Annotated in this window: 17 protein-coding genes and 1 tRNA gene; 10 read left to right on the top strand and 8 right to left on the bottom strand. The window is 57.9% G+C overall.

The features are described from left to right. On the bottom strand, nucleotides 1-170 hold a 170-nt coding region (locus DBR30_RS22335), incomplete at its 3' end, for an FxsA family protein (protein WP_258224456.1). A 442-nt stretch (nucleotides 171-612) separates the two neighbouring features. Here DBR30_RS22335 and aspA point away from each other — a divergent pair. Together aspA and DBR30_RS15750 are read left to right on the top strand one after the other, a co-directional pair. Next, on the top strand, nucleotides 613-2,055 hold the full coding sequence (gene aspA / locus DBR30_RS15755; RefSeq protein ID WP_005340569.1) for an aspartate ammonia-lyase: 1,443 nt from the start codon (nucleotides 613-615) through the stop codon (nucleotides 2,053-2,055). Nucleotides 2,056-2,183: 128 nt separating this feature from the next. After that, complete coding sequence (locus DBR30_RS15750; RefSeq protein ID WP_108540966.1) at nucleotides 2,184-3,503, top strand: anaerobic C4-dicarboxylate transporter; 1,320 nt, start codon at nucleotides 2,184-2,186, stop codon at nucleotides 3,501-3,503. A 242-nt stretch (nucleotides 3,504-3,745) separates the two neighbouring features. Here DBR30_RS15750 and tsaD read toward each other — a convergent pair whose 3' ends face one another. After that, nucleotides 3,746-4,759: a tRNA (adenosine(37)-N6)-threonylcarbamoyltransferase complex transferase subunit TsaD gene (gene tsaD, locus DBR30_RS15745; protein WP_005358144.1), complete on the bottom strand. Its 1,014-nt coding sequence runs from the start codon at nucleotides 4,757-4,759 to the stop codon at nucleotides 3,746-3,748. Nucleotides 4,760-4,938: 179 nt separating this feature from the next. On the opposite strand from tsaD, the gene rpsU reads away from it, so the two are divergent. The 5 genes from rpsU (at nucleotide 4,939) to DBR30_RS15720 (ending at nucleotide 9,832) form a co-directional block, all read left to right on the top strand. After that, nucleotides 4,939-5,154: a 30S ribosomal protein S21 gene (gene rpsU, locus DBR30_RS15740; RefSeq protein ID WP_005309452.1), complete on the top strand. Its 216-nt coding sequence runs from the start codon at nucleotides 4,939-4,941 to the stop codon at nucleotides 5,152-5,154. Between the two features lie 15 nt (nucleotides 5,155-5,169). Further along, nucleotides 5,170-5,613 (top strand): GatB/YqeY domain-containing protein, encoded by a 444-nt coding sequence (locus DBR30_RS15735; protein ID WP_005349081.1) that lies wholly within the window; start codon nucleotides 5,170-5,172, stop codon nucleotides 5,611-5,613. Between the two features lie 88 nt (nucleotides 5,614-5,701). Further along, nucleotides 5,702-7,489, top strand: coding sequence for a DNA primase (gene dnaG / locus DBR30_RS15730; protein WP_107683753.1), 1,788 nt, complete (start codon nucleotides 5,702-5,704; stop codon nucleotides 7,487-7,489). A gap of 183 nt (nucleotides 7,490-7,672) precedes the next feature. Next, on the top strand, nucleotides 7,673-9,568 hold the full coding sequence (gene rpoD, locus DBR30_RS15725; RefSeq protein WP_263718854.1) for an RNA polymerase sigma factor RpoD: 1,896 nt from the start codon (nucleotides 7,673-7,675) through the stop codon (nucleotides 9,566-9,568). A gap of 187 nt (nucleotides 9,569-9,755) precedes the next feature. Beyond that, nucleotides 9,756-9,832 (top strand) — tRNA-Ile (locus DBR30_RS15720). 164 nt (nucleotides 9,833-9,996) lie between these two features. Here DBR30_RS15720 and DBR30_RS15715 read toward each other — a convergent pair. The 4 genes from DBR30_RS15715 to purH form a co-directional block, all read right to left on the bottom strand. After that, on the bottom strand, nucleotides 9,997-10,554 hold the full coding sequence (locus DBR30_RS15715; protein WP_043825875.1) for a cytochrome b/b6 domain-containing protein: 558 nt from the start codon (nucleotides 10,552-10,554) through the stop codon (nucleotides 9,997-9,999). Next, entirely contained in the window at nucleotides 10,535-10,909 is a 375-nt protein-coding gene (locus DBR30_RS15710; RefSeq protein WP_005349056.1) for a cytochrome b562, read from the bottom strand. The genes DBR30_RS15715 and DBR30_RS15710 overlap by 20 nt, the downstream gene beginning before the upstream one ends. Nucleotides 10,910-11,186: 277 nt before the next feature. Then, on the bottom strand, nucleotides 11,187-12,473 hold the full coding sequence (gene purD, locus DBR30_RS15705; protein WP_108588423.1) for a phosphoribosylamine--glycine ligase: 1,287 nt from the start codon (nucleotides 12,471-12,473) through the stop codon (nucleotides 11,187-11,189). Between the two features lie 114 nt (nucleotides 12,474-12,587). Beyond that, nucleotides 12,588-14,180: a bifunctional phosphoribosylaminoimidazolecarboxamide formyltransferase/IMP cyclohydrolase gene (gene purH / locus DBR30_RS15700; RefSeq protein WP_108540965.1), complete on the bottom strand. Its 1,593-nt coding sequence runs from the start codon at nucleotides 14,178-14,180 to the stop codon at nucleotides 12,588-12,590. Nucleotides 14,181-14,601: 421 nt separating this feature from the next. On the opposite strand from purH, the gene zntR reads away from it, so the two are divergent. Together zntR and DBR30_RS15690 are read left to right on the top strand one after the other, a co-directional pair. Beyond that, complete coding sequence (gene zntR, locus DBR30_RS15695) at nucleotides 14,602-15,057, top strand: Zn(2+)-responsive transcriptional regulator (protein WP_033112990.1); 456 nt, start codon at nucleotides 14,602-14,604, stop codon at nucleotides 15,055-15,057. Between the two features lie 169 nt (nucleotides 15,058-15,226). Beyond that, nucleotides 15,227-15,466 (top strand): alternative ribosome-rescue factor A, encoded by a 240-nt coding sequence (locus DBR30_RS15690; RefSeq protein WP_033112989.1) that lies wholly within the window; start codon nucleotides 15,227-15,229, stop codon nucleotides 15,464-15,466. Between the two features lie 117 nt (nucleotides 15,467-15,583). On the opposite strand, the gene hemW is transcribed toward DBR30_RS15690, so the two are convergent. Together hemW and rdgB are read right to left on the bottom strand one after the other, a co-directional pair. Next, entirely contained in the window at nucleotides 15,584-16,729 is a 1,146-nt protein-coding gene (gene hemW, locus DBR30_RS15685; RefSeq protein WP_108541520.1) for a radical SAM family heme chaperone HemW, read from the bottom strand. Between the two features lie 74 nt (nucleotides 16,730-16,803). Then, nucleotides 16,804-17,397, bottom strand: a complete 594-nt coding sequence (rdgB, locus tag DBR30_RS15680) for an RdgB/HAM1 family non-canonical purine NTP pyrophosphatase (RefSeq protein WP_108541519.1) — start codon at nucleotides 17,395-17,397, stop codon at nucleotides 16,804-16,806. 238 nt (nucleotides 17,398-17,635) lie between these two features. Between rdgB and DBR30_RS15675 the strand changes: the two genes are divergently transcribed. Then, the coding region (locus tag DBR30_RS15675; RefSeq protein ID WP_181363600.1) for an MFS transporter at nucleotides 17,636-17,994 on the top strand (359 nt) is incomplete at its 3' end.

Raw genomic sequence — 17,994 nt, 5'->3', positions numbered from 1 at the left:
GCACTGAACAGGGTCTTGATCCCTTCACTGCGCACCAGCGAGGAGCCCAATACCGCGGTCAGTATGAGCAAGCCGACGGTCGGCAGCGCCCCGATTACCGAGCCGACCTCGATCATCACGGTGAGCTCCAGCACAACCAGACCCACCAACAACAAAAACAACTTGCCCATATCCACTCCAGCACCGGTAAATTGAGAAAAAGTGGCGCCCATCCAACGATGGTCAGAGACGATTTTGCCACCCCATCATCACCACTTTCTGCCCTGAATAAATGGGGGCTGCCCCCCTTTTTTCAAGTTGGTCAACTGACTCCTACGTCATCAGCAATCTAAAAAATCAGCAAAAAGTCACAAAAACTTATAAAAATCATCATGATAAAAACTTCATAACATATGTGTACTTTCCTCAAAGTAATTTGAAAATGTCGCAAATTTAGTGATCCACCTCTAATAACCGATACCTCAATTGGAGTAGTATATTGATTAGTTTTTCGGGAGGTCATTCTCCCAACCGCCCCACTCGATGTGTGGTGCTTCAGGATGAGCTGTGCGCAAGGAACTCGCGACCACTCGGTGAGGATTTTTCCATTTATCTGATTTCTGAGGCATTACAATGAGCGACATCAAGAACGTCCGCATTGAAGAAGACCTGCTGGGCACCAAAGAAGTTTCCAATGATCTCTACTACGGTGTGCACACCCTGCGCGCTGTCGAGAACTTCAAGATCAGCTCTCAGAAGATTTCTGACGTTCCGGAATTCGTCCGCGGTATGGTGCTGACCAAGAAAGCCGCTGCGCTGGCAAACGGTGAATTGGGTACCATCCGTCCTGAAATTGCTGACAAGATCGTAGAAGCCTGCGACCTGATGCTGAACACCGGCAAATGCTTCGACCAGTTCCCGGTCGACGTTTACCAGGGTGGTGCCGGCACCTCCGTCAACATGAACACCAACGAAGTACTGGCCAACATCGCCCTGGAAATCATGGGTCTGGAGAAAGGCCGTTACGACGTCATCAACCCGAACGACCACGTCAACAAGTGCCAGTCCACCAACGATGCCTACCCGACCGGTTTCCGCGTTGCTGTGGTCAACAGCACTGACGTGACCCTGCATGCGCTGGAGCACCTGATCGCGGCATTCGATGCCAAAGCGAAAGAGTTCAAAAACATCCTGAAGATGGGCCGTACCCAGCTGCAGGATGCCGTGCCCATGACCCTGGGTCAGGAGTTCCACGCGTTCGCCGTGACCCTGCGCGAAGAGATCAAATCCATCAAGCGTTGCCAGGAGCTGCTGCTGGAAGTCAACCTGGGCGCTACCGCCATCGGTACCGGCCTGAACACTCCGCCCGAGTACTCTGCGCTGGCCATCAAGCGTCTGGCCGAGATCACCGGCCGTGCCTATGTACCGGCTGAAGATCTGATCGAAGCGACCTCTGACTGCGGCGCCTACGTCATGCTGCACGGCGCCATCAAGCGTCTGGCCATGAAGCTCTCCAAGATCTGTAACGACCTGCGTCTGCTCTCCTCCGGCCCGCGCACTGCACTGAAAGAGATCAACCTGCCGGAAATGCAGGCGGGTTCCTCCATCATGCCGGCCAAGGTCAACCCGGTTATCCCGGAAGTAGTCAACCAGTCCTGCTTCAAGGTATTTGGTAACGACATCACCATCACCTTCGCCGCCGAAGCCGGTCAGCTGCAGCTGAACGTCATGGAGCCGGTAATTGGTCAGGCGATGTTCGAATCCCTGAGTCTGATGGAAAAAGCCTGTATCTCCCTGCGCGAGAAGTGCGTGGAAGGTATCACCGCCAACCCGGAAATCTGCATGAACCACGTGCTGAACTCCATCGGTATCGTGACCTACCTGAACCCCTTCATCGGTCACCACGAAGGGGACATCGTTGGCAAGATCTGCGCCCAGACCGGCAAGAACGTACGCGAAGTCGTACTGGAGCGCGGCCTGCTGAGCGCCGAGCAGCTGGACGAGATCCTCTCCATCGAGAACCTGATGAACCCGCAATACAAGGCCAAGCGTTTCACTCGCGAAGCTGCCGTATAAGCGAGTATGGGCCGGGATCTTCCCGGCCCATTTAAAGTCAGTTCCCGATTGGTCTTTATCCCCAGCCCGATCGGGAATTGGCTTTTTGCCAAATAAAAACCAAAAAACTAAAAAATGGAGTTATCGCTATGATTGGAATCGAGTTACTTGTCGTGCTCGCCGCTATCTATCTGGGCGCCCGGATAGGCAGCATCGGCATCGGCTTTGCCGGTGGTCTGGGGGTTCTGGTCCTGACCTGGGGCCTCGGGGTGCAGATCCCGAGCGACCAGCTGGTCACCTACATCCCCTGGGATGTCATCATGATCATTGCGTCCGTCATTTGCGCCATCGCCTGTATGCAACTGGCTGGCGGGATGGACTATCTGGTCTCCCTGGCTGAAAAAGCGCTGCGCAAGAACCCCAAATACATCACCTTCGCCGCCCCGGTCGTCACCTATCTGATGACCATGCTGGCCGGTACCGGTCACACCGCCTTCTCCACCCTGCCGGTTATCGCCGAAGTGGCCAAAGAGCAGGGGATCCGCCCGTCCCGTCCGCTCTCCATCGCGGTCGTTGCCTCCCAGATCGCCATCACAGCATCCCCGATCTCTGCCGCTGTGGTTGCCTTCTCCGGCATGCTCGAGCCGTTCGGTGTTGACTACCTGACCCTGCTGGCCATCTGCATCCCCTCCACCTTCCTGGCCTGTATCCTGGGTGCCTTCATCGCCAACATGATGGGCAAGCCGCTGGAGCAGGACGAAGTCTATCTGGAGCGTAAAGCCAAGGGCCAGATCAAGCTGCGCGGCACCAGCCAGCTGGAAATCAAACCCTACGCCAAGCTGTCCGTCTGGATCTTCATCGCTGCCATCGTGGCCGTGATGGCCTATGCCACCGCGATCTCCGGTAAAGTTGGCCTCATCACCAACCCGCCGATCCCCCGCGATGGCGCCATCATGGGCATCATGCTGGCCGCAGCCACCATCATGACTCTGGTGTGCAAACTGGACGCCACTCAAGTGACCAACATGCCGACCTTCAAGTCCGGTATGTCCGCCTGTATCTGCGTACTGGGTGTGGCCTGGCTGGGTAACGTCTTCGTGAAAGGCAACATGGACACCATCCAGCTGATCGCTGGCGACCTGCTGAACCAGTACTCCTGGCTGCTGGCCGTGGTGCTGTTCTTCGCCGCCATGCTGCTCTACTCACAGGGTGCAACCACCAAGGCCCTGATGCCTGCTGCTCTGGCGCTGGGTGTCAGCCCGTTGACCGCCATCGCCTCTTTCGCGGCCGTGAGCGCCCTGTTCGTACTGCCGACCTACCCGACCCTGCTGGCCGCGGTAGAGATGGACGACACCGGCTCCACCCGTATCGGTAAGGCGGTCTTCAACCACCCCTTCTTCGTACCGGGCACCGCCACCATCGCCATCGCCGTGGCACTGGGCTTCTTCTTCGGCGGCATCCTGCTGTAATTCATCGCCTGCCGATCGCCAAATAAAAATCCCCGCCAGTTGGCGGGGATTTTTTTATCTTTTTACTCTGTGCTTGGCTGTCTGGCAGCAAGAGACCTGACGTCTTATCCGAATGGCTCAACCACGGCAACAGCAGACACCACAACAGCGTGCCAGCGGCGCTATAACCACCGCAGCCGGATTGCAGGAGCGATAGGCCACCATGGTACTCACCACCACGCCAGAAGGCGGGATCAGTCGGATCAGACCGGATCCAGGGTATCCAGCGGCCAGCGCGGCACGGCTTTAACAACCAGCGGCTCAAACACGCCTGCTTTCAGGCGCTGCATACCGGCGTAAGCGATCATGGCGCCGTTATCGGTGCAATATTCAGTGCGCGGATAGAACACCTCGCCCTTGAGGCTCTCCATCAGCTCCGCCAGCTGGGCACGCAGATGACGGTTGGCACTGACGCCACCGGCGACCACCAGACGCTTAAGACCGGTCTCTTTCAAAGCACGACGGCACTTGATGGCCAGGGTATCAACCACCGCATCTTCAAACGCCCGAGCGATATCGGCGCGGGTCTGTTCATCATCACCATTGGCGGCGATGGTGTTTGCTGTGAAGGTCTTGAGGCCGGAGAAGCTCATGTCGAGCCCGGGACGGTCAGTCATGGGACGGGGGAAGTGGAAGCGCCCCTTAGTACCCTTCTCGGCCAGACGGGAGAGCAGCGGGCCACCCGGATAGTCCAGCCCCATCAGCTTGGCGGTCTTGTCGAACGCTTCGCCAGCGGCATCATCGATGGATTCGCCCAACAGCTGATAGCTGCCGATGCCATCAACCCGCACCAGCATGGAGTGACCACCGGAGACCAGCAGCGCCACGAAGGGGAACTCGGGGGCTTTCTCTTCCAGCATGGGGGCCAGCAGGTGGCCTTCCATATGATGGACGGCGATAGCCGGCTTGTTCCACGCCATCGCCAGCGAGCGGCCAATGGTCGCCCCCACCAGAATGGCGCCAACCAGACCCGGACCCGCGGTATACGCGATGCCGTCGATGTCATCTTTGCCCAGTCCCGCCTCTTGCAATGCGGCCTGGATCAACGGGATCGTCTTGCGAACATGATCCCGGCTGGCGAGCTCGGGGACAACGCCACCGTAGTCCGCATGCAGCTTGACCTGGCTGTATAACTGATGGGAAAGAATCCCTTTTTGATCGTCGAAGATCGCGATCCCGGTTTCGTCACAGGATGTCTCTATGCCCAATACACGCATTGCTAAAAAATTTCACTGCTAAAATGAGACGGCTATGGTAACCTTCGCGGGTTTTTTAAACCAGAGCGATCTCTGCGGGTTTACTTTCATTCCCTGTCCAGAGTATAATTTCGCACCATTTTAAGACATGCTGATCGATTGAAGGTCAGCTAACAATTTATCACTGAGGTGAAAGGCACATGCCAGTAATCAAAGTCCGTGAAAATGAGCCGTTTGACGTTGCTCTGCGTCGTTTCAAGCGTTCTTGCGAAAAAGCCGGTATCCTGTCCGAAGTTCGTAGCCGTGAGTTCTACGAGAAGCCGACTACCATTCGTAAGCGCGCCAAAGCGTCTGCTGTCAAGCGTCACGCCAAGAAGCTGTCTCGCGAAAACGCACGTCGTATCCGCCTGTACTAATCGGGAGATATTGCCGTGTCTCTGAAGGATCAACTCAAGGATCAGCAAAAGCTCGCCATGCTTGCCAAAGATAAGGCACGTCTGGGAGCGATCCGCTTGTTGATGGCAGAAATCAAGCAACGTGAAGTCGATACCCGTATCGAGCTAAATGATGAGGATATCCTCGCTGTCGTGACCAAAATGGTCAAACAGCGCCGCGATTCCATCAGCCAATTTGAAGCTGCCGGTCGCCAGGATCTCGCCGACAAAGAGTCCGCCGAGATCGTTGTGTTGCAGGAATTCCTGCCGCAACAGCTGACCGCAGATGAAATTGCCGCCCTGATCGAGCAAGCCATCACTGAAAGTGGTGCTGCCGTCATGGCTGATATGGGCAAGGTCATGGCTGTCTTGAAGCCGAAAATTCAGGGGCGTGCCGATGTCGGCGCCGTCAGTGCTCAGGTGAAAACCCGCTTGGCGTAACAGGCAACTCTCTTGTTTGGTCGAAGAAGCCGTGCTTCCCTTGGAATGCGCGGCTTTTTTATTTTCTCCGCAATGAAACAGGACGGTTATGGCAGGCAGGATCCCCCAATCCTTTATCGACGATCTGCTCGTACGCACAGACATAGTCGAGCTGATCGACTCGCGAGTGCGGCTGAAAAAAGCCGGTAAGAACTACCAGGCTTGCTGCCCTTTTCATAACGAAAAAAGCCCCTCTTTTACCGTCAGCCAGGAGAAGCAGTTCTACCACTGTTTCGGTTGTGGCGCCCACGGCAACGCCATCGGCTTTGTCATGGAGTACGACGGTCTCGAATTTCCCGATGCCATCGAAGAGCTCGCCAGCATGCAAGGCATGCAGGTACCTCGCGAGCAGAGCATCGGCGGCTCGGCCAATAGCCAGCCCGCCGTCAGCAAGGATCTGTTCGAGCTGATGAACCAGATCGCCCGCTTCTACGAGAGCAATCTCAAGAGCGCTCCCCATGCGGTGGAGTACCTCAAAGGCCGCGGCCTGACCGGTGAAGTGGTCAAACGATTCAACATTGGCTATGCACCCAGCGATTGGGATCAGGTGCGCCGCCGCTTTGGTGCCAGCCGGGATCACGAGCAGTTGCTTATCTCGGGCGGCATGCTCATCACCCGTGACAATGGCCCGGGGAGTTATGATCGTTTCCGCGATCGCATCATGTTCCCGATCCGTGACAAGCGTGGCCGGGTCATCGGTTTCGGTGGCCGGGTGCTGGGTGATGGCACCCCCAAATACCTGAACTCACCGGAGACCCCCATCTTCCATAAAGGGCGGGAGCTGTTCGGTCTCTACGAAGTGAAGCAGGCACACAAGGATCCACGCAGGATCCTGGTGGTGGAAGGCTACATGGATGTGGTGGCGCTCGGTCAGTACGACATCGACTATGCAGTGGCGGCACTGGGCACTGCGACCACCAGCGACCATATCCACACCCTGTTTCGCACCACCGCCGAGGTAGTCTGCTGCTACGACGGTGACAACGCCGGTCGTGAAGCCGCCTGGCGCGCGCTGGATAATGCCCTCCCTCATCTGCAGGATGGCCGCGAGCTGAAGTTCGTGTTCCTGCCCGATGGCGAGGATCCCGACTCGCTGGTACGTCAGATCGGCAAGGAGGGCTTCGAAGCCCTGCTCGATGAAGCCCAGCCATTCGCCGACTTCATGTTCGAGCGTCTCGGGCGGGATGCGGCGCTCTCCGGTGAGGCAGGCAAGTTCGAAGTGGCCAACAAGGCCGCCGAGCTTATTCGTCGCGTACCGGAAGGGTTTACCCGCGAAGGGCTGATCACCCGCCTCTCCAGCATGATGCGCTGGGGTGAGAACAAGCAGCGCATCGCCGAGCTCTTTGCCCGCAACAGTCAGCCCAAGGCCGAGGTCAACAAACCCAAGGCAGCCAAGCTGACGCCACTGCGGCGTGCGCTGGCACTCATGGTGCAATATCCGGCAGTAACGGCTGAGCTTCCCCCCATGCCGGAATTGGCCGGGCTACGTGTACAGGGCATCAAGTTCCTGCTGCAACTGCACCAGCAGATCTTGGCACAGCCCGGTATTACCACAGGTATCCTGCTGGAACACTGGCGTGGTACCAAGGAGGGAGAGATCCTTGCTCAGCTGGCCATGCACGACCTGTTCGAGGAGATCAAACTCGATCAGGAGCCGGATATTCTGGGAGAATTGCAGGACACTTTCGTCGGCTTCATCAACCAGTTTCTGAAACAGCGGATCGAAGAATTGCAGGCCAAAGTGGCTCAGGAAGGACTAAGCTCCGAAGAAACCCAAGAGCTGATGATGCTGATAAGAGAGGTGCAAATTGAGAAAAGAAATGAGAGTGGGGCTTGATATTTGAGTGATTAGTCCCAATATGGATAGCGTTGCCCGAATCGACGGGATGAAAAGCAAAATTTTTATAACCGCCTGGCCCCGACAATACTGCGGGCAGGGGTTTCTCATGACCGACGCCGCAACCAGACATAGCATGTCTGGCGGTTTTCTATTAGAATTGGCTATTTGCGCAGCAGCGCACTGTACGCGCAACCTAGCAACACCAACCGGATGAGTTCTATGGAGCAAACCCCGCAGTCTCAGCTTAAACTCCTCGTTGCCAAAGGTAAAGAACAGGGCTACCTGACCTATGCCGAGGTGAACGATCACCTCCCGCAAGACATTGTCGATTCAGACCAGATCGAAGACATCATTCAGATGATCAACGATATGGGCATTCAAGTGGTTGAAAACGCTCCGGATGCCGATGACCTTATCATGGCTGAAGGTGGTACCGCCGATGAGGACGCTGCCGAAGCAGCGGCCCAGGCTCTGGCATCTGTTGAATCTGAGATTGGTCGCACGACCGATCCCGTCCGCATGTACATGCGGGAAATGGGTACCGTCGAACTGCTGACCCGTGAAGGCGAAATCGACATCGCCAAGCGGATCGAAGACGGTATCAACCAGGTACAAAGCTCCGTAGCCGAGTACCCTGAAGCAATTACTTACCTGCTCGAACAGTACGACAAGTATGAAGCCGAGCAGCTCCGTCTCTCTGACATCATCTCTGGCTTTATTGACCCGAACGAAACTGAAGACATGGCACCTACCGCCACGCATATCGGTTCCGAGCTCGGCGAAGACGATCTGGCCGACGAAGATGAAGAAGACGAAGAAGACGAAGACGAAGATGGCGACAGCTCTGACGACGACGGTGACGGCGGTCCGGATCCGGAAGTTGCTCGTGAAAAGTTCGGCGAACTGCGTGCCCAGTATGAAGTGACCCGCCTCTCCATTCAGAAGAATGGTCGCGCGCACGAAGATACCCAGGCCGCCATCGCCCAGCTGGCCGATGTATTCCGCCAATTCCGCCTGATGCCCAAGCAGTTCGATCGCCTGGTCAACAACATGCGTGAAATGATGGAGCGCGTCCGCGTGCAGGAACGCATCATCATGAAGCTCTGCGTTGAGCAGGCCAAGATGCCGAAGAAAACCTTCGTCGCGGCCTTCACCAACAATGAGTGTGAAACTGCCTGGTTCGAATACCAGAAGCAGGCTGGCAAAGCCTGGTCTCCCCGTCTGGTTGAAATGGACGAGGATATTCAGCGCGCCATCGGCAAGCTGCAGCAGATTGAAGAAGAGACCGGTCTGTCGATTGCCCAGATCAAGGATATCAACCGTCGTATGAGCATCGGTGAGGCCAAAGCCCGCCGTGCGAAGAAAGAGATGGTTGAGGCCAACTTGCGTCTGGTTATCTCTATCGCCAAGAAATACACCAACCGTGGTCTGCAGTTCCTCGATCTCATCCAGGAAGGCAACATCGGTCTGATGAAGGCGGTAGACAAGTTTGAATACCGTCGTGGCTACAAGTTCTCGACCTATGCAACCTGGTGGATCCGTCAGGCCATTACCCGCTCCATCGCGGATCAGGCACGTACCATCCGTATCCCGGTACACATGATCGAGACCATCAACAAGCTCAACCGTATCTCCCGTCAGATGCTGCAGGAGATGGGTCGCGAACCGAACCCGGAAGAGCTGGCGATGCGCATGGGCATGCCGGAAGACAAGATCCGCAAGGTACTGAAAATCGCCAAAGAGCCTATCTCCATGGAGACGCCCATCGGTGATGATGAAGATTCCCACTTGGGCGACTTCATCGAAGATACCACCCTGGCTCTGCCGGCCGACGCAGCCACCAGCGAAAGCCTGCGCAACGCCACCCGCGAAGTGCTGGCTGGCCTGACCGCCCGCGAAGCCAAGGTGCTGCGGATGCGTTTCGGTATCGACATGAACACTGACCACACCCTAGAGGAAGTGGGCAAACAGTTCGACGTTACCCGTGAGCGTATTCGTCAGATCGAAGCCAAGGCACTGCGTAAACTGCGCCACCCGAGCCGCTCGGAAGTGCTGCGCAGCTTCCTGGACGAATAGTCCTGACCCTGTGTCAAACTGCTCTGCCAAAGCCCCGCCATGCGGGGCTTTGTTTTGTCTGGCATTTACCCTTGCGACCCGCTTTGCACCCTCTATCGACCTGGACAATTAGTCGCCAAGTGGTTGATATGCCTATAGACTGCCCTTTCCTCTTCCCCTATAATCCACGCCGCTAAACGCACAATTTGGCCCCTTAGCTCAGTTGGTCAGAGCAGTCGACTCATAATCGATTGGTCGTGGGTTCAAGTCCCCCAGGGGCCACCAAATTGAAAAATGCCGCTCATCATGAGCGGCATTTTTGCATCTGCAGACCGGGTAATGTCCAGTGATGAGCTCGATGAGGTCATAGAAAAGACCCGCCATGGGCGGGTCTGGGCAGGGTCCGGATCAGGCGCCTCACTCAGAGACAAGGAGCCTAATGCTGAGCCTCAGGTTTGCTCGTTGCTGCCGCTCTGGATGGATGAGCGACGCCCGATGGCAGGCAGCATCCGGGTAACCAGATTGCTGCGCTGACGCCAGGAGGTGAAGACGATGGCCAGCAGGTGCAGACCAATCAGTCCCTGCAGCGCCACCACGCACCACTCATGCCACTCGTCAGCCCCCAGTTCAAATCCCGTCTCGGTATTTTGAAACCAGCCGCTGCCAGCAGTGGCCAGCACAACCAGCCAGAGCGCCCACACGGCCAGCTTGCCGCTACCGTGATGACCCGGTGCCGGAGGCTGCCGCTCACGCATCTCGCGCGCTTGCTGGCGAAAATCCTCACCACTGGGGATGAGGGCACCAAGGCGAGCGTAGCCACGGGCAAAAGTAAGCCCCCAGAGCAGACGCAAGGAGACCAGCCCAATGGCGCCGTAACCCAGCCACTCGTGCCACTCCTCCCCCGCTTCGTTAACCCAAAGGTTGCCGATGCAGACTGCCGCCAAGCCCCAATGGGTCAGGCGAACCAGCGGATCCCAGCGAAAGGGCTCACCCTTTTTGCTTGGCATATTTGTGGTACTCCTTCTTCAGGTCGTTGACCTTGGCCAGATGTTCGCGCGCCTTGGCCTCATCACCCGCCTTGAGTGCGGCCAGGCTGGCGTCCAGCTCGGTCTGTACCTCATTCATCCCTTCAAGGAATTTCTCTTTCTTGGCGGCCGGCATGTTCTTCTGCTTGGCCACGTCCAGCTGGGCCTTCATCTCGTTGATGTGCTTCTCCATGGTAGCTGCATCATCAGCCTTGACGGCCTGCTTGTAGTTGAAGCCAATCTTCTTCATCGGCTGTTCCAGATCACCCGCCACGGCAGGCAGGGTCATCAGGCCAAACATCAGAGGCAGCAGCAGGGGGCGGACGGTTTTCAACATGGGATTTCCTTATATAACGACATGCTCGAATTGTTAGGGGTACTTATGAATCCAAACAAGAATTCATCACCAGCATGATGCCATGACTCATGGTGAAACGTTTGTGAAAAATGCTGTTTTTTGTGGCAAATAGTGACAGATATGCCGCGCTTGTTTGCGCTTGGTAACTGATTGAACGCCGGTGACGCGCACCATGAAGATTGTTGAAAGCGGTAAACAGGGACAAAAAACCCCGCCGTAGCGGGGTCTGAATCAGCTGGCCATTTGCGTGCGTCAGTTACTCCTGTTCGCGAGCAATGGCGCGCCAGCCGATATCCTTGCGGTAGAAGACGCCATCCCACTTGATGCGGCCAGCGAGCTGATAGGCACGCAGCTGGGCTTCTGCCACTGTGTGGCCGAGGGCGGTGGCGCACAACACGCGGCCGCCAGCGGTCAGGCTGGTATCGCCCTCCAGGCGGGTACCGGCATGGAACACCTTCTCACCCGCCACTTCATCCACCGGTAAGCCGCTGATGGGGTGGTTGGTGCTGTAATCGCCAGGATAGCCTCCCGCCGCCAACACCACGCCGATAGCGGCGCGGGGATCATAAATGGCCTCTTTCTGATCCAGCTTGCCTGCGCAAGCGGCCAGACAGAGCTCCACCAGATCGGACTGCATCCGCAACATGATGGGCTGGGTCTCGGGATCGCCGAAACGGCAGTTGAACTCGATCACCTTGGGATTGCCTGCGCCGTCGATCATCAGACCGGCGTAGAGGAAACCTGTGTAGACATTGCCTTCGGCCGCCATACCACGCACGGTCGGCATGATCACCTGCTCCATCACGCGTCGATGTACCTCGGCGGTCACTACCGGCGCCGGGGAGTAAGCCCCCATACCGCCGGTGTTGAGGCCGGTATCACCGTCGCCAACCCGCTTGTGATCCTGACTGGTGGCCATCGGCAGCACGTGCTCGCCATCGACCATGACGATGAAGCTCGCCTCTTCACCCTCCAGAAACTCCTCGATCACCACCCGGGAGCCCGCTTCGCCAAAGGCATTGCCGGAGAGCATGTCGCGCACCGCGTCTTCCGCTTCCTGCAAGGTCATGGCGACAATCACCCCCTTGCCCGCCGCCAGACCATCGGCCTTGATGACGATGGGGGCGCCTTTCTCACGCAAGTAGGCGAGCGCAGGCTCCACTTCGGTGAAGTTCTGGTACTCGGCGGTCGGAATGGCGTGACGGGCCAGGAAATCCTTGGTGAAAGCCTTGGAGCCTTCCAGCTGGGCAGCGGCAGCGGTCGGGCCAAAGATGGGCTGACCGGCAGCGCGGAAGGCATCCACCACCCCTTTCACCAGCGGCGCTTCCGGCCCGACGATGGTGAGGCCGACCTGCTTCTCTTTGGCAAAGGCCAGCAACCCTTCGATATCGGTCGCCTCGATGGCGACGTTCTCGACACCCGGCTCAAGCTGGGTGCCTGCGTTGCCCGGCGCAACAAAAACGTGACGCACCAGCGGGGAGTGTTTGGCCTTCCAGGCCAGGGCGTGTTCACGGCCACCGTTGCCAATGATCAGTACTTTCATCGTATCGCTCGCTTCTATTTGTGGTCACTGGACGGCCACCCGGGCCGTCAGTCAGTGGAAATAGTCAGTTGAAAAGAGACAACAAAAGGGCCGCCATCGGCAGCCCCTGACCCATCAATGACGGAAATGGCGCATGTTGGTGAAGACCATGCACATACCGTGCTCGTCGGCGGCATCGATCACTTCCTGATCGCGCATCGAGCCACCCGGCTGGATCACGCAGGAGATACCGGCCTGCGCGGCAGCATCGATACCGTCGCGGAACGGGAAGAAGGCATCGGAGGCCATCACGGAGCCCGCCACGGTCAGCCCTTCGTCCTCCGCCTTGATACCGGCGATTTTGGCCGAATAAACGCGGCTCATCTGGCCTGCGCCGACGCCGATGGTCTGGCCATCTTTGGCGTAGACGATGGCGTTGGATTTGACGAACTTGGCCACTTTCCAGCAGAACAGCAGATCCTGCAGCTCGGCCTCGGTCGGCTGGCGCTTGCTGACCACGGTCAGGTCACCCAGCGTCACCATGCCGAGATCCCGCTCCTGTACCAACAGGCCGCCGTTGACGCGCTTGAGGTCAAACCCTTGCGCCGGAGCAGTCCACTGACCGCATTCGAGCAGACGCACGTTCTGCTTGGCGGCGACCGCATCGCGGGCCTCCTGGCTGACGCTCGGGGCGATGATCACCTCAACAAACTGGCGGGCCACGATGGCTGCCGCAGTGGCGCCATCCAGCTCACGGTTGAAGGCGATGATGCCGCCGAAGGCAGAGGTGGGGTCGGTCTGGTAAGCGCGATCGTAGGCACTCAGCAGGTCGTTACCGATGGCCACGCCGCAGGGGTTGGCATGCTTGACGATGACGCAGGCCGGCTCGTCGAACTCCTTCACACACTCCAGCGCCGCATCGGTATCGGCGATGTTGTTGTAGGAGAGCGCCTTGCCCTGCAGCTGGATAGCGCTGGAGACAGAACCCGGAGCGGCATACTCTTCGGCGTAGAAGGCGGCAGCCTGATGGCTGTTTTCGCCGTAACGCATGTCCTGCTTCTTGATGAACTGGCTGTTGAAGGTGCGCGGGAAGCGGGACTCCTCGTCACCCTCCTTGTTGTCGCCATAAGAGGGCACCATGGTGCCGAAGTAGTTGGCGATCATGCCGTCGTAGGCAGCGGTGTGCTCGAAGGCGGCGATGGCCAGGTCGAAACGGGTCGCCAGTTTCAGGCTGTTGCCGTTGGCATCCATCTCGCGAATAACCCGATCATAGTCGGCAGCTTTGACGACGATGGCGACATCTTTATGGTTTTTGGCGGCAGAACGCACCATGGTCGGGCCGCCGATGTCGATGTTCTCGACCGCATCAGCCAAGGTGCAGCCCGCTTTGGCCACTGTCGCAGCAAAGGGATAGAGGTTGACGACAACCATGTCGATGGGGGAGATAGCGTGCTGGGCCATGATGGCGTCATCCTGATCCCGACGGCCGAGGATGCCGCCATGAACCTTGGGATGCAGGGTCTTGACCCGACCATCCATCATTTCAGGGAAACCCGTGTAGTCGGAGACCTCGGTCACCGGCAGACCCGCCTCGCCGAGCAACTTGGCAGTACCGCCAGTAGAGAGCAGGGCGACGCCGCGTTCGTTGAGTGCCTTGGCAAATTCCAGAATGCCGGTTTTGTCAGACACACTCAGCAGTGCACGGCGAATGGGTCGAGCTTGTTCCATCACACTATCGTCCTCAACATAACGGGGACCGTTCCATGGGAGGCGAGGCTCAACACAGAGAGTCCCCAAATAAATGGAAGTGGGGGGATTTCGCAAACCACTCTCGCCACAGGCCTGACAACGGCGAAAGTGCTTTAAGAAATGCCCGCTTGGTGCGGCGCTCTCTTATGGGCGCGTATTCTACACAAAAAATGTGACGGGTGGTGGATTTTTTAAATAGCAAAACCCTTGTGTGGCGCGGCGTTAAACGTTTGCCGCTTGATTTTTGCCAAACGTTTACCATTTAAGGGTTTTATGGCAAAAGAGCGGCCAAACCAACTTTTGTCTGCCCCTTTTATGCCCTTGGCTGGCAATCGCCCGGCAAAGGGGTGATAGTGGGTTCCGGTTTTGTTGAGTCGCATATCCAACGGGAGAAAAGGGCATGTACCGGATCGGTGAACTGGCCAAGGCGTGCGGGGTCAAGGCGGATACCCTGCGTTTTTACGAGAAGAACGGGCTCATCTCGCCGGGGATCCGCAACGAATCCGGCTACCGCCTCTACAGCGAACAGGACAAGCGGCGACTGGAGTTCATCATTCGCGCCAAGTCGGTGGGCTTCTCCCTTGCCGATATCGGCGAGCTGCTCGATCTCGATACCAACAAGGCCAAGGTCACCTGTCAGGAGGTGAAAGCAGTAGCCGACACCAAGCTGGCCCAAGTGGAGCAGAAGATCATCGAACTGACCCGCTTTCGCGACAACCTGCGCGAGCTTTCCAACATCTGCTGCGGCGGCCCCCGCTCGGCGGAGCACTGCGCCATTCTGGAAACGCTGGAGTCAGGAGCACCAGCTCATCACGAGCATCACGGCCACGATGAGCATGACCCGGTTCACGGCTGACGGCACCAGCCGGGTCATTGCTCCCGCGGCAATTTGGTGACAAAATCGCCGCGTTTTTAACCGGAGCCAATAGATCCGGTTGCCGGGCACTCATCTGAACAGGCGCCCGTAGCGAAAACCGCCATCCAGTGACAAGAGTCAGCACACCAAGAGCAAGAGAGGAGCCGTCATGGCCAAGATCCGGGTCGACCAACCCGCCCTCCCCCATGAGGAGCATGCGCAAGGGGGCAACTATGCCCATCAGCGCGGCGAGATAAAGGATAACCATCTGCACGCCCTGCTCTCTGATCCCCTGTTTCGCAGCCGGGTCGAGCGCAACAAGAAGGGCAAGGGGAGTTACCAGCGCAAGGCCAAATTTGGCAAGCGGTGGGAGCCCGGCCAACAGCAGATGATCCGCGTCTGCTGCTGAGCGGGTTTCTACCGACCATAAACAATCAGGGCGCCATTGGCGCCCTGATTGTTTTGACAGAAGAAGCGATTTGGCAACGCCAACTCACCGCCTCAAAAGCGCACCTCAACAGGCCGCTTACTCATCCATAAAGAGTTCGAGCAGCACGTTAAGGTAACGATGGCCGAGGGAGGTGAGCTGCCAGCTCTCCCCCAGATCCTCGATCAGATCCTTGCTCTGGGCGATGGCGAGTACCGTCTCCACCCGCTCCAGCTCCAGACCTGTGTATGCCTCGAACTCCGCCTTGGGGGCCGGTTCGAACAGCCGGAAGCGGTTCATAAAGTATTCGAGCGGCAGATCGTCCGCCGTCACCTGCCACTGCTCGTCCAGATAGGGACGACCTGGATCCAGATACCCTTTCGGATGCTTCACCTTGGCGGTACGCAGGATCTGTTGGTTTGCGAGATCGGTCACCTTGCCGTGGGCGCCACAGCCAATCCCCAGATAGTCGCCGAAACGCCAGTAGTTGAGGTTGTGATGGCACTGATAGCCCTCTTTGGCGTAAGCCGAGATCTCGTACTGGCGATAACCACTGGCGGTCAGCATGGCGTGGCCCTGCTCGTAGATATCCCACAGGGTGTCATCTTCCGGCAGTTTGGGCGGCTTGGAGGCAAAGGCCGTGTTCGGCTCTATGGTCAACTGATACCAGGAGAGATGCGGCGGGGCGCAGTCAATAGCCTGCTGCAGGTCGTAAAGGGCATCATCCAGACTCTGATCCGGCAGACCGTGCATCAGATCCAGATTGAAGGTGGGCAACTTGATGGCGTGGGCCAGTGCGGCAGCCTTGCGCGCCTCTTCCGGGCCGTGAATGCGGCCGAGACGGGTCAGCTTCTCCTGCTGGAAGCTCTGTACCCCGATGGAGATGCGGTTGATGCCGGCACGCTGGAAACCGGCGAACTTGTCCGCCTCCACCGTGCCCGGGTTGGCCTCCATGGTGATCTCGCAATTCGCAGTCAGTGGAATGCGAGCACGCACCCCGTCCAGCAGGGTTTGCATCGCCTCCACCGTCAGCAGGCTGGGGGTGCCGCCACCGATGAAGATGGAGGAGAGCGGTCGTCCCTGCGCCCACTTCAGATCCTGCTCGAGATCCTCCAGCAGGGCCGCCACATACTCGAGATGGGGCAACTCCCCCTTCTGGGCATGGGAGTTGAAGTCACAATAGGGGCACTTCTGGACACACCAGGGCACGTGGATATAAAGGGAGAGAGGCGGCAATTGCAGCATGGACGTTCCAATAAAACGGGGGCTCAAGGCCCCCATTGTAGATGACAATATGCGATGGGCGGTGGAGGCTTAACTCAGTGAGCCGCCAGCGCCGCTTTCAGTTTGGCCAGCGCCTGGGCACGGTGGCTCAGCTGGTTTTTCAGCTCGGCCGGCATCTGGGCGGCGGTGCAGTCGTGATCCGGCACGAAGAAGACGGGGTCATAGCCAAAGCCATGCTGACCGCGCTGCTCGTCGATGATCATCCCTTCCCAGCTCGCCTGACAGATGATGGGGGTGGGATCGTCGGCGTGGCGCATATAGACCAGCACACACCAGAATCGTGCGCTCTTGAGGTAATCGGGTGCACCTTTGAGCTCAGCCAGCAGCTTCTCGATATTGGCCTTGTCACCGGCACCCTGACCGGCAAAGCGGGCGGAGTAGACCCCGGGACGGCCTTGCAGCAGATCCACTTCCAGACCGGAGTCATCGGCAACGGCGGGCAGGCCGGTGATGCGGGCGGCGTGGCGCGCCTTGATGATGGCGTTTTCAACGAAGGTGGTGCCGGTCTCGTCAGCATCGGAGACAGCAAACTCGCTCTGCGGGATCACCTGGATCTTCATGTCGGCCAACATGGTGGCCAACTCCTTCACCTTTTTCTGGTTACCTGTTGCCAGGACAAGCTTGTTCATCGAGCACCTCCGCAAAAATAATCAGCGCATTCTATGCGGCGCAAGCGTTTAGTAAAAGCGTCAATTACACCCGCTGTGATGGGGTTGCGAGTGATTGGAAGCCATCGAATAACCAGCTTTTTAATACATGTTTCCATAATGGAATAACCAAAGTGATTAAATACCATTTCTATTCATTACTGTGAGTCAGTAGACTCGCGCCCCAATTCATTAACCTGGCTGACTAAAGAGGTGACAGATGCCATTGATACTTTTACTCGTACTACTGGTGCTGTTCAGTCCGCTGGCTATCGACATCTACCTGCCCGCCATTCCGCAGATGGCCGAGCAGCTGGGCGCCGAAGTGACGCTGATGCAGGGCACCATCACCTGGTTCCTGTTCAGCATGGGGCTGGGGCAACTGCTTGTTGGCCCGCTGGCCGATCGCTACGGTCGCAAGCCCATCGCGCTGGGCGGCGTGCTGCTCTATGGCCTGAGCGCACTGGGGGCCGGTTTTGCCGCCAGCCTCGGCGAATTGATGCTGGCCCGGGTGCTGCAGGGCTTCGGCGCCTGCGCCACCTCGGTCGCCGCCTTCTCGGTGGTGCGTGACAGCTATGG

The organism is Aeromonas sp. HMWF017, from assembly GCF_003061465.1.
Lineage (GTDB): Bacteria > Pseudomonadota > Gammaproteobacteria > Enterobacterales > Aeromonadaceae > Aeromonas > Aeromonas veronii.
This window is presented reverse-complemented; position numbering and strand designations above follow the sequence as displayed.

Coding starts and splice junctions, on each gene's coding strand:
- zntR (WP_033112990.1), top strand. CDS start 14,602: ATGTACCGGATCGGTGAACTGGCCAAGGCGTGCGGGGTCAAGGCGGAT.
- purD (WP_108588423.1), bottom strand. CDS start 12,473: ATGAAAGTACTGATCATTGGCAACGGTGGCCGTGAACACGCCCTGGCC.
- DBR30_RS15710 (WP_005349056.1), bottom strand. CDS start 10,909: ATGTTGAAAACCGTCCGCCCCCTGCTGCTGCCTCTGATGTTTGGCCTG.
- DBR30_RS15690 (WP_033112989.1), top strand. CDS start 15,227: ATGGCCAAGATCCGGGTCGACCAACCCGCCCTCCCCCATGAGGAGCAT.
- DBR30_RS15750 (WP_108540966.1), top strand. CDS start 2,184: ATGATTGGAATCGAGTTACTTGTCGTGCTCGCCGCTATCTATCTGGGC.
- dnaG (WP_107683753.1), top strand. CDS start 5,702: ATGGCAGGCAGGATCCCCCAATCCTTTATCGACGATCTGCTCGTACGC.
- hemW (WP_108541520.1), bottom strand. CDS start 16,729: ATGCTGCAATTGCCGCCTCTCTCCCTTTATATCCACGTGCCCTGGTGT.
- purH (WP_108540965.1), bottom strand. CDS start 14,180: ATGGAACAAGCTCGACCCATTCGCCGTGCACTGCTGAGTGTGTCTGAC.
- DBR30_RS15715 (WP_043825875.1), bottom strand. CDS start 10,554: ATGCCAAGCAAAAAGGGTGAGCCCTTTCGCTGGGATCCGCTGGTTCGC.
- rpsU (WP_005309452.1), top strand. CDS start 4,939: ATGCCAGTAATCAAAGTCCGTGAAAATGAGCCGTTTGACGTTGCTCTG.
- rdgB (WP_108541519.1), bottom strand. CDS start 17,397: ATGAACAAGCTTGTCCTGGCAACAGGTAACCAGAAAAAGGTGAAGGAG.
- tsaD (WP_005358144.1), bottom strand. CDS start 4,759: ATGCGTGTATTGGGCATAGAGACATCCTGTGACGAAACCGGGATCGCG.
- aspA (WP_005340569.1), top strand. CDS start 613: ATGAGCGACATCAAGAACGTCCGCATTGAAGAAGACCTGCTGGGCACC.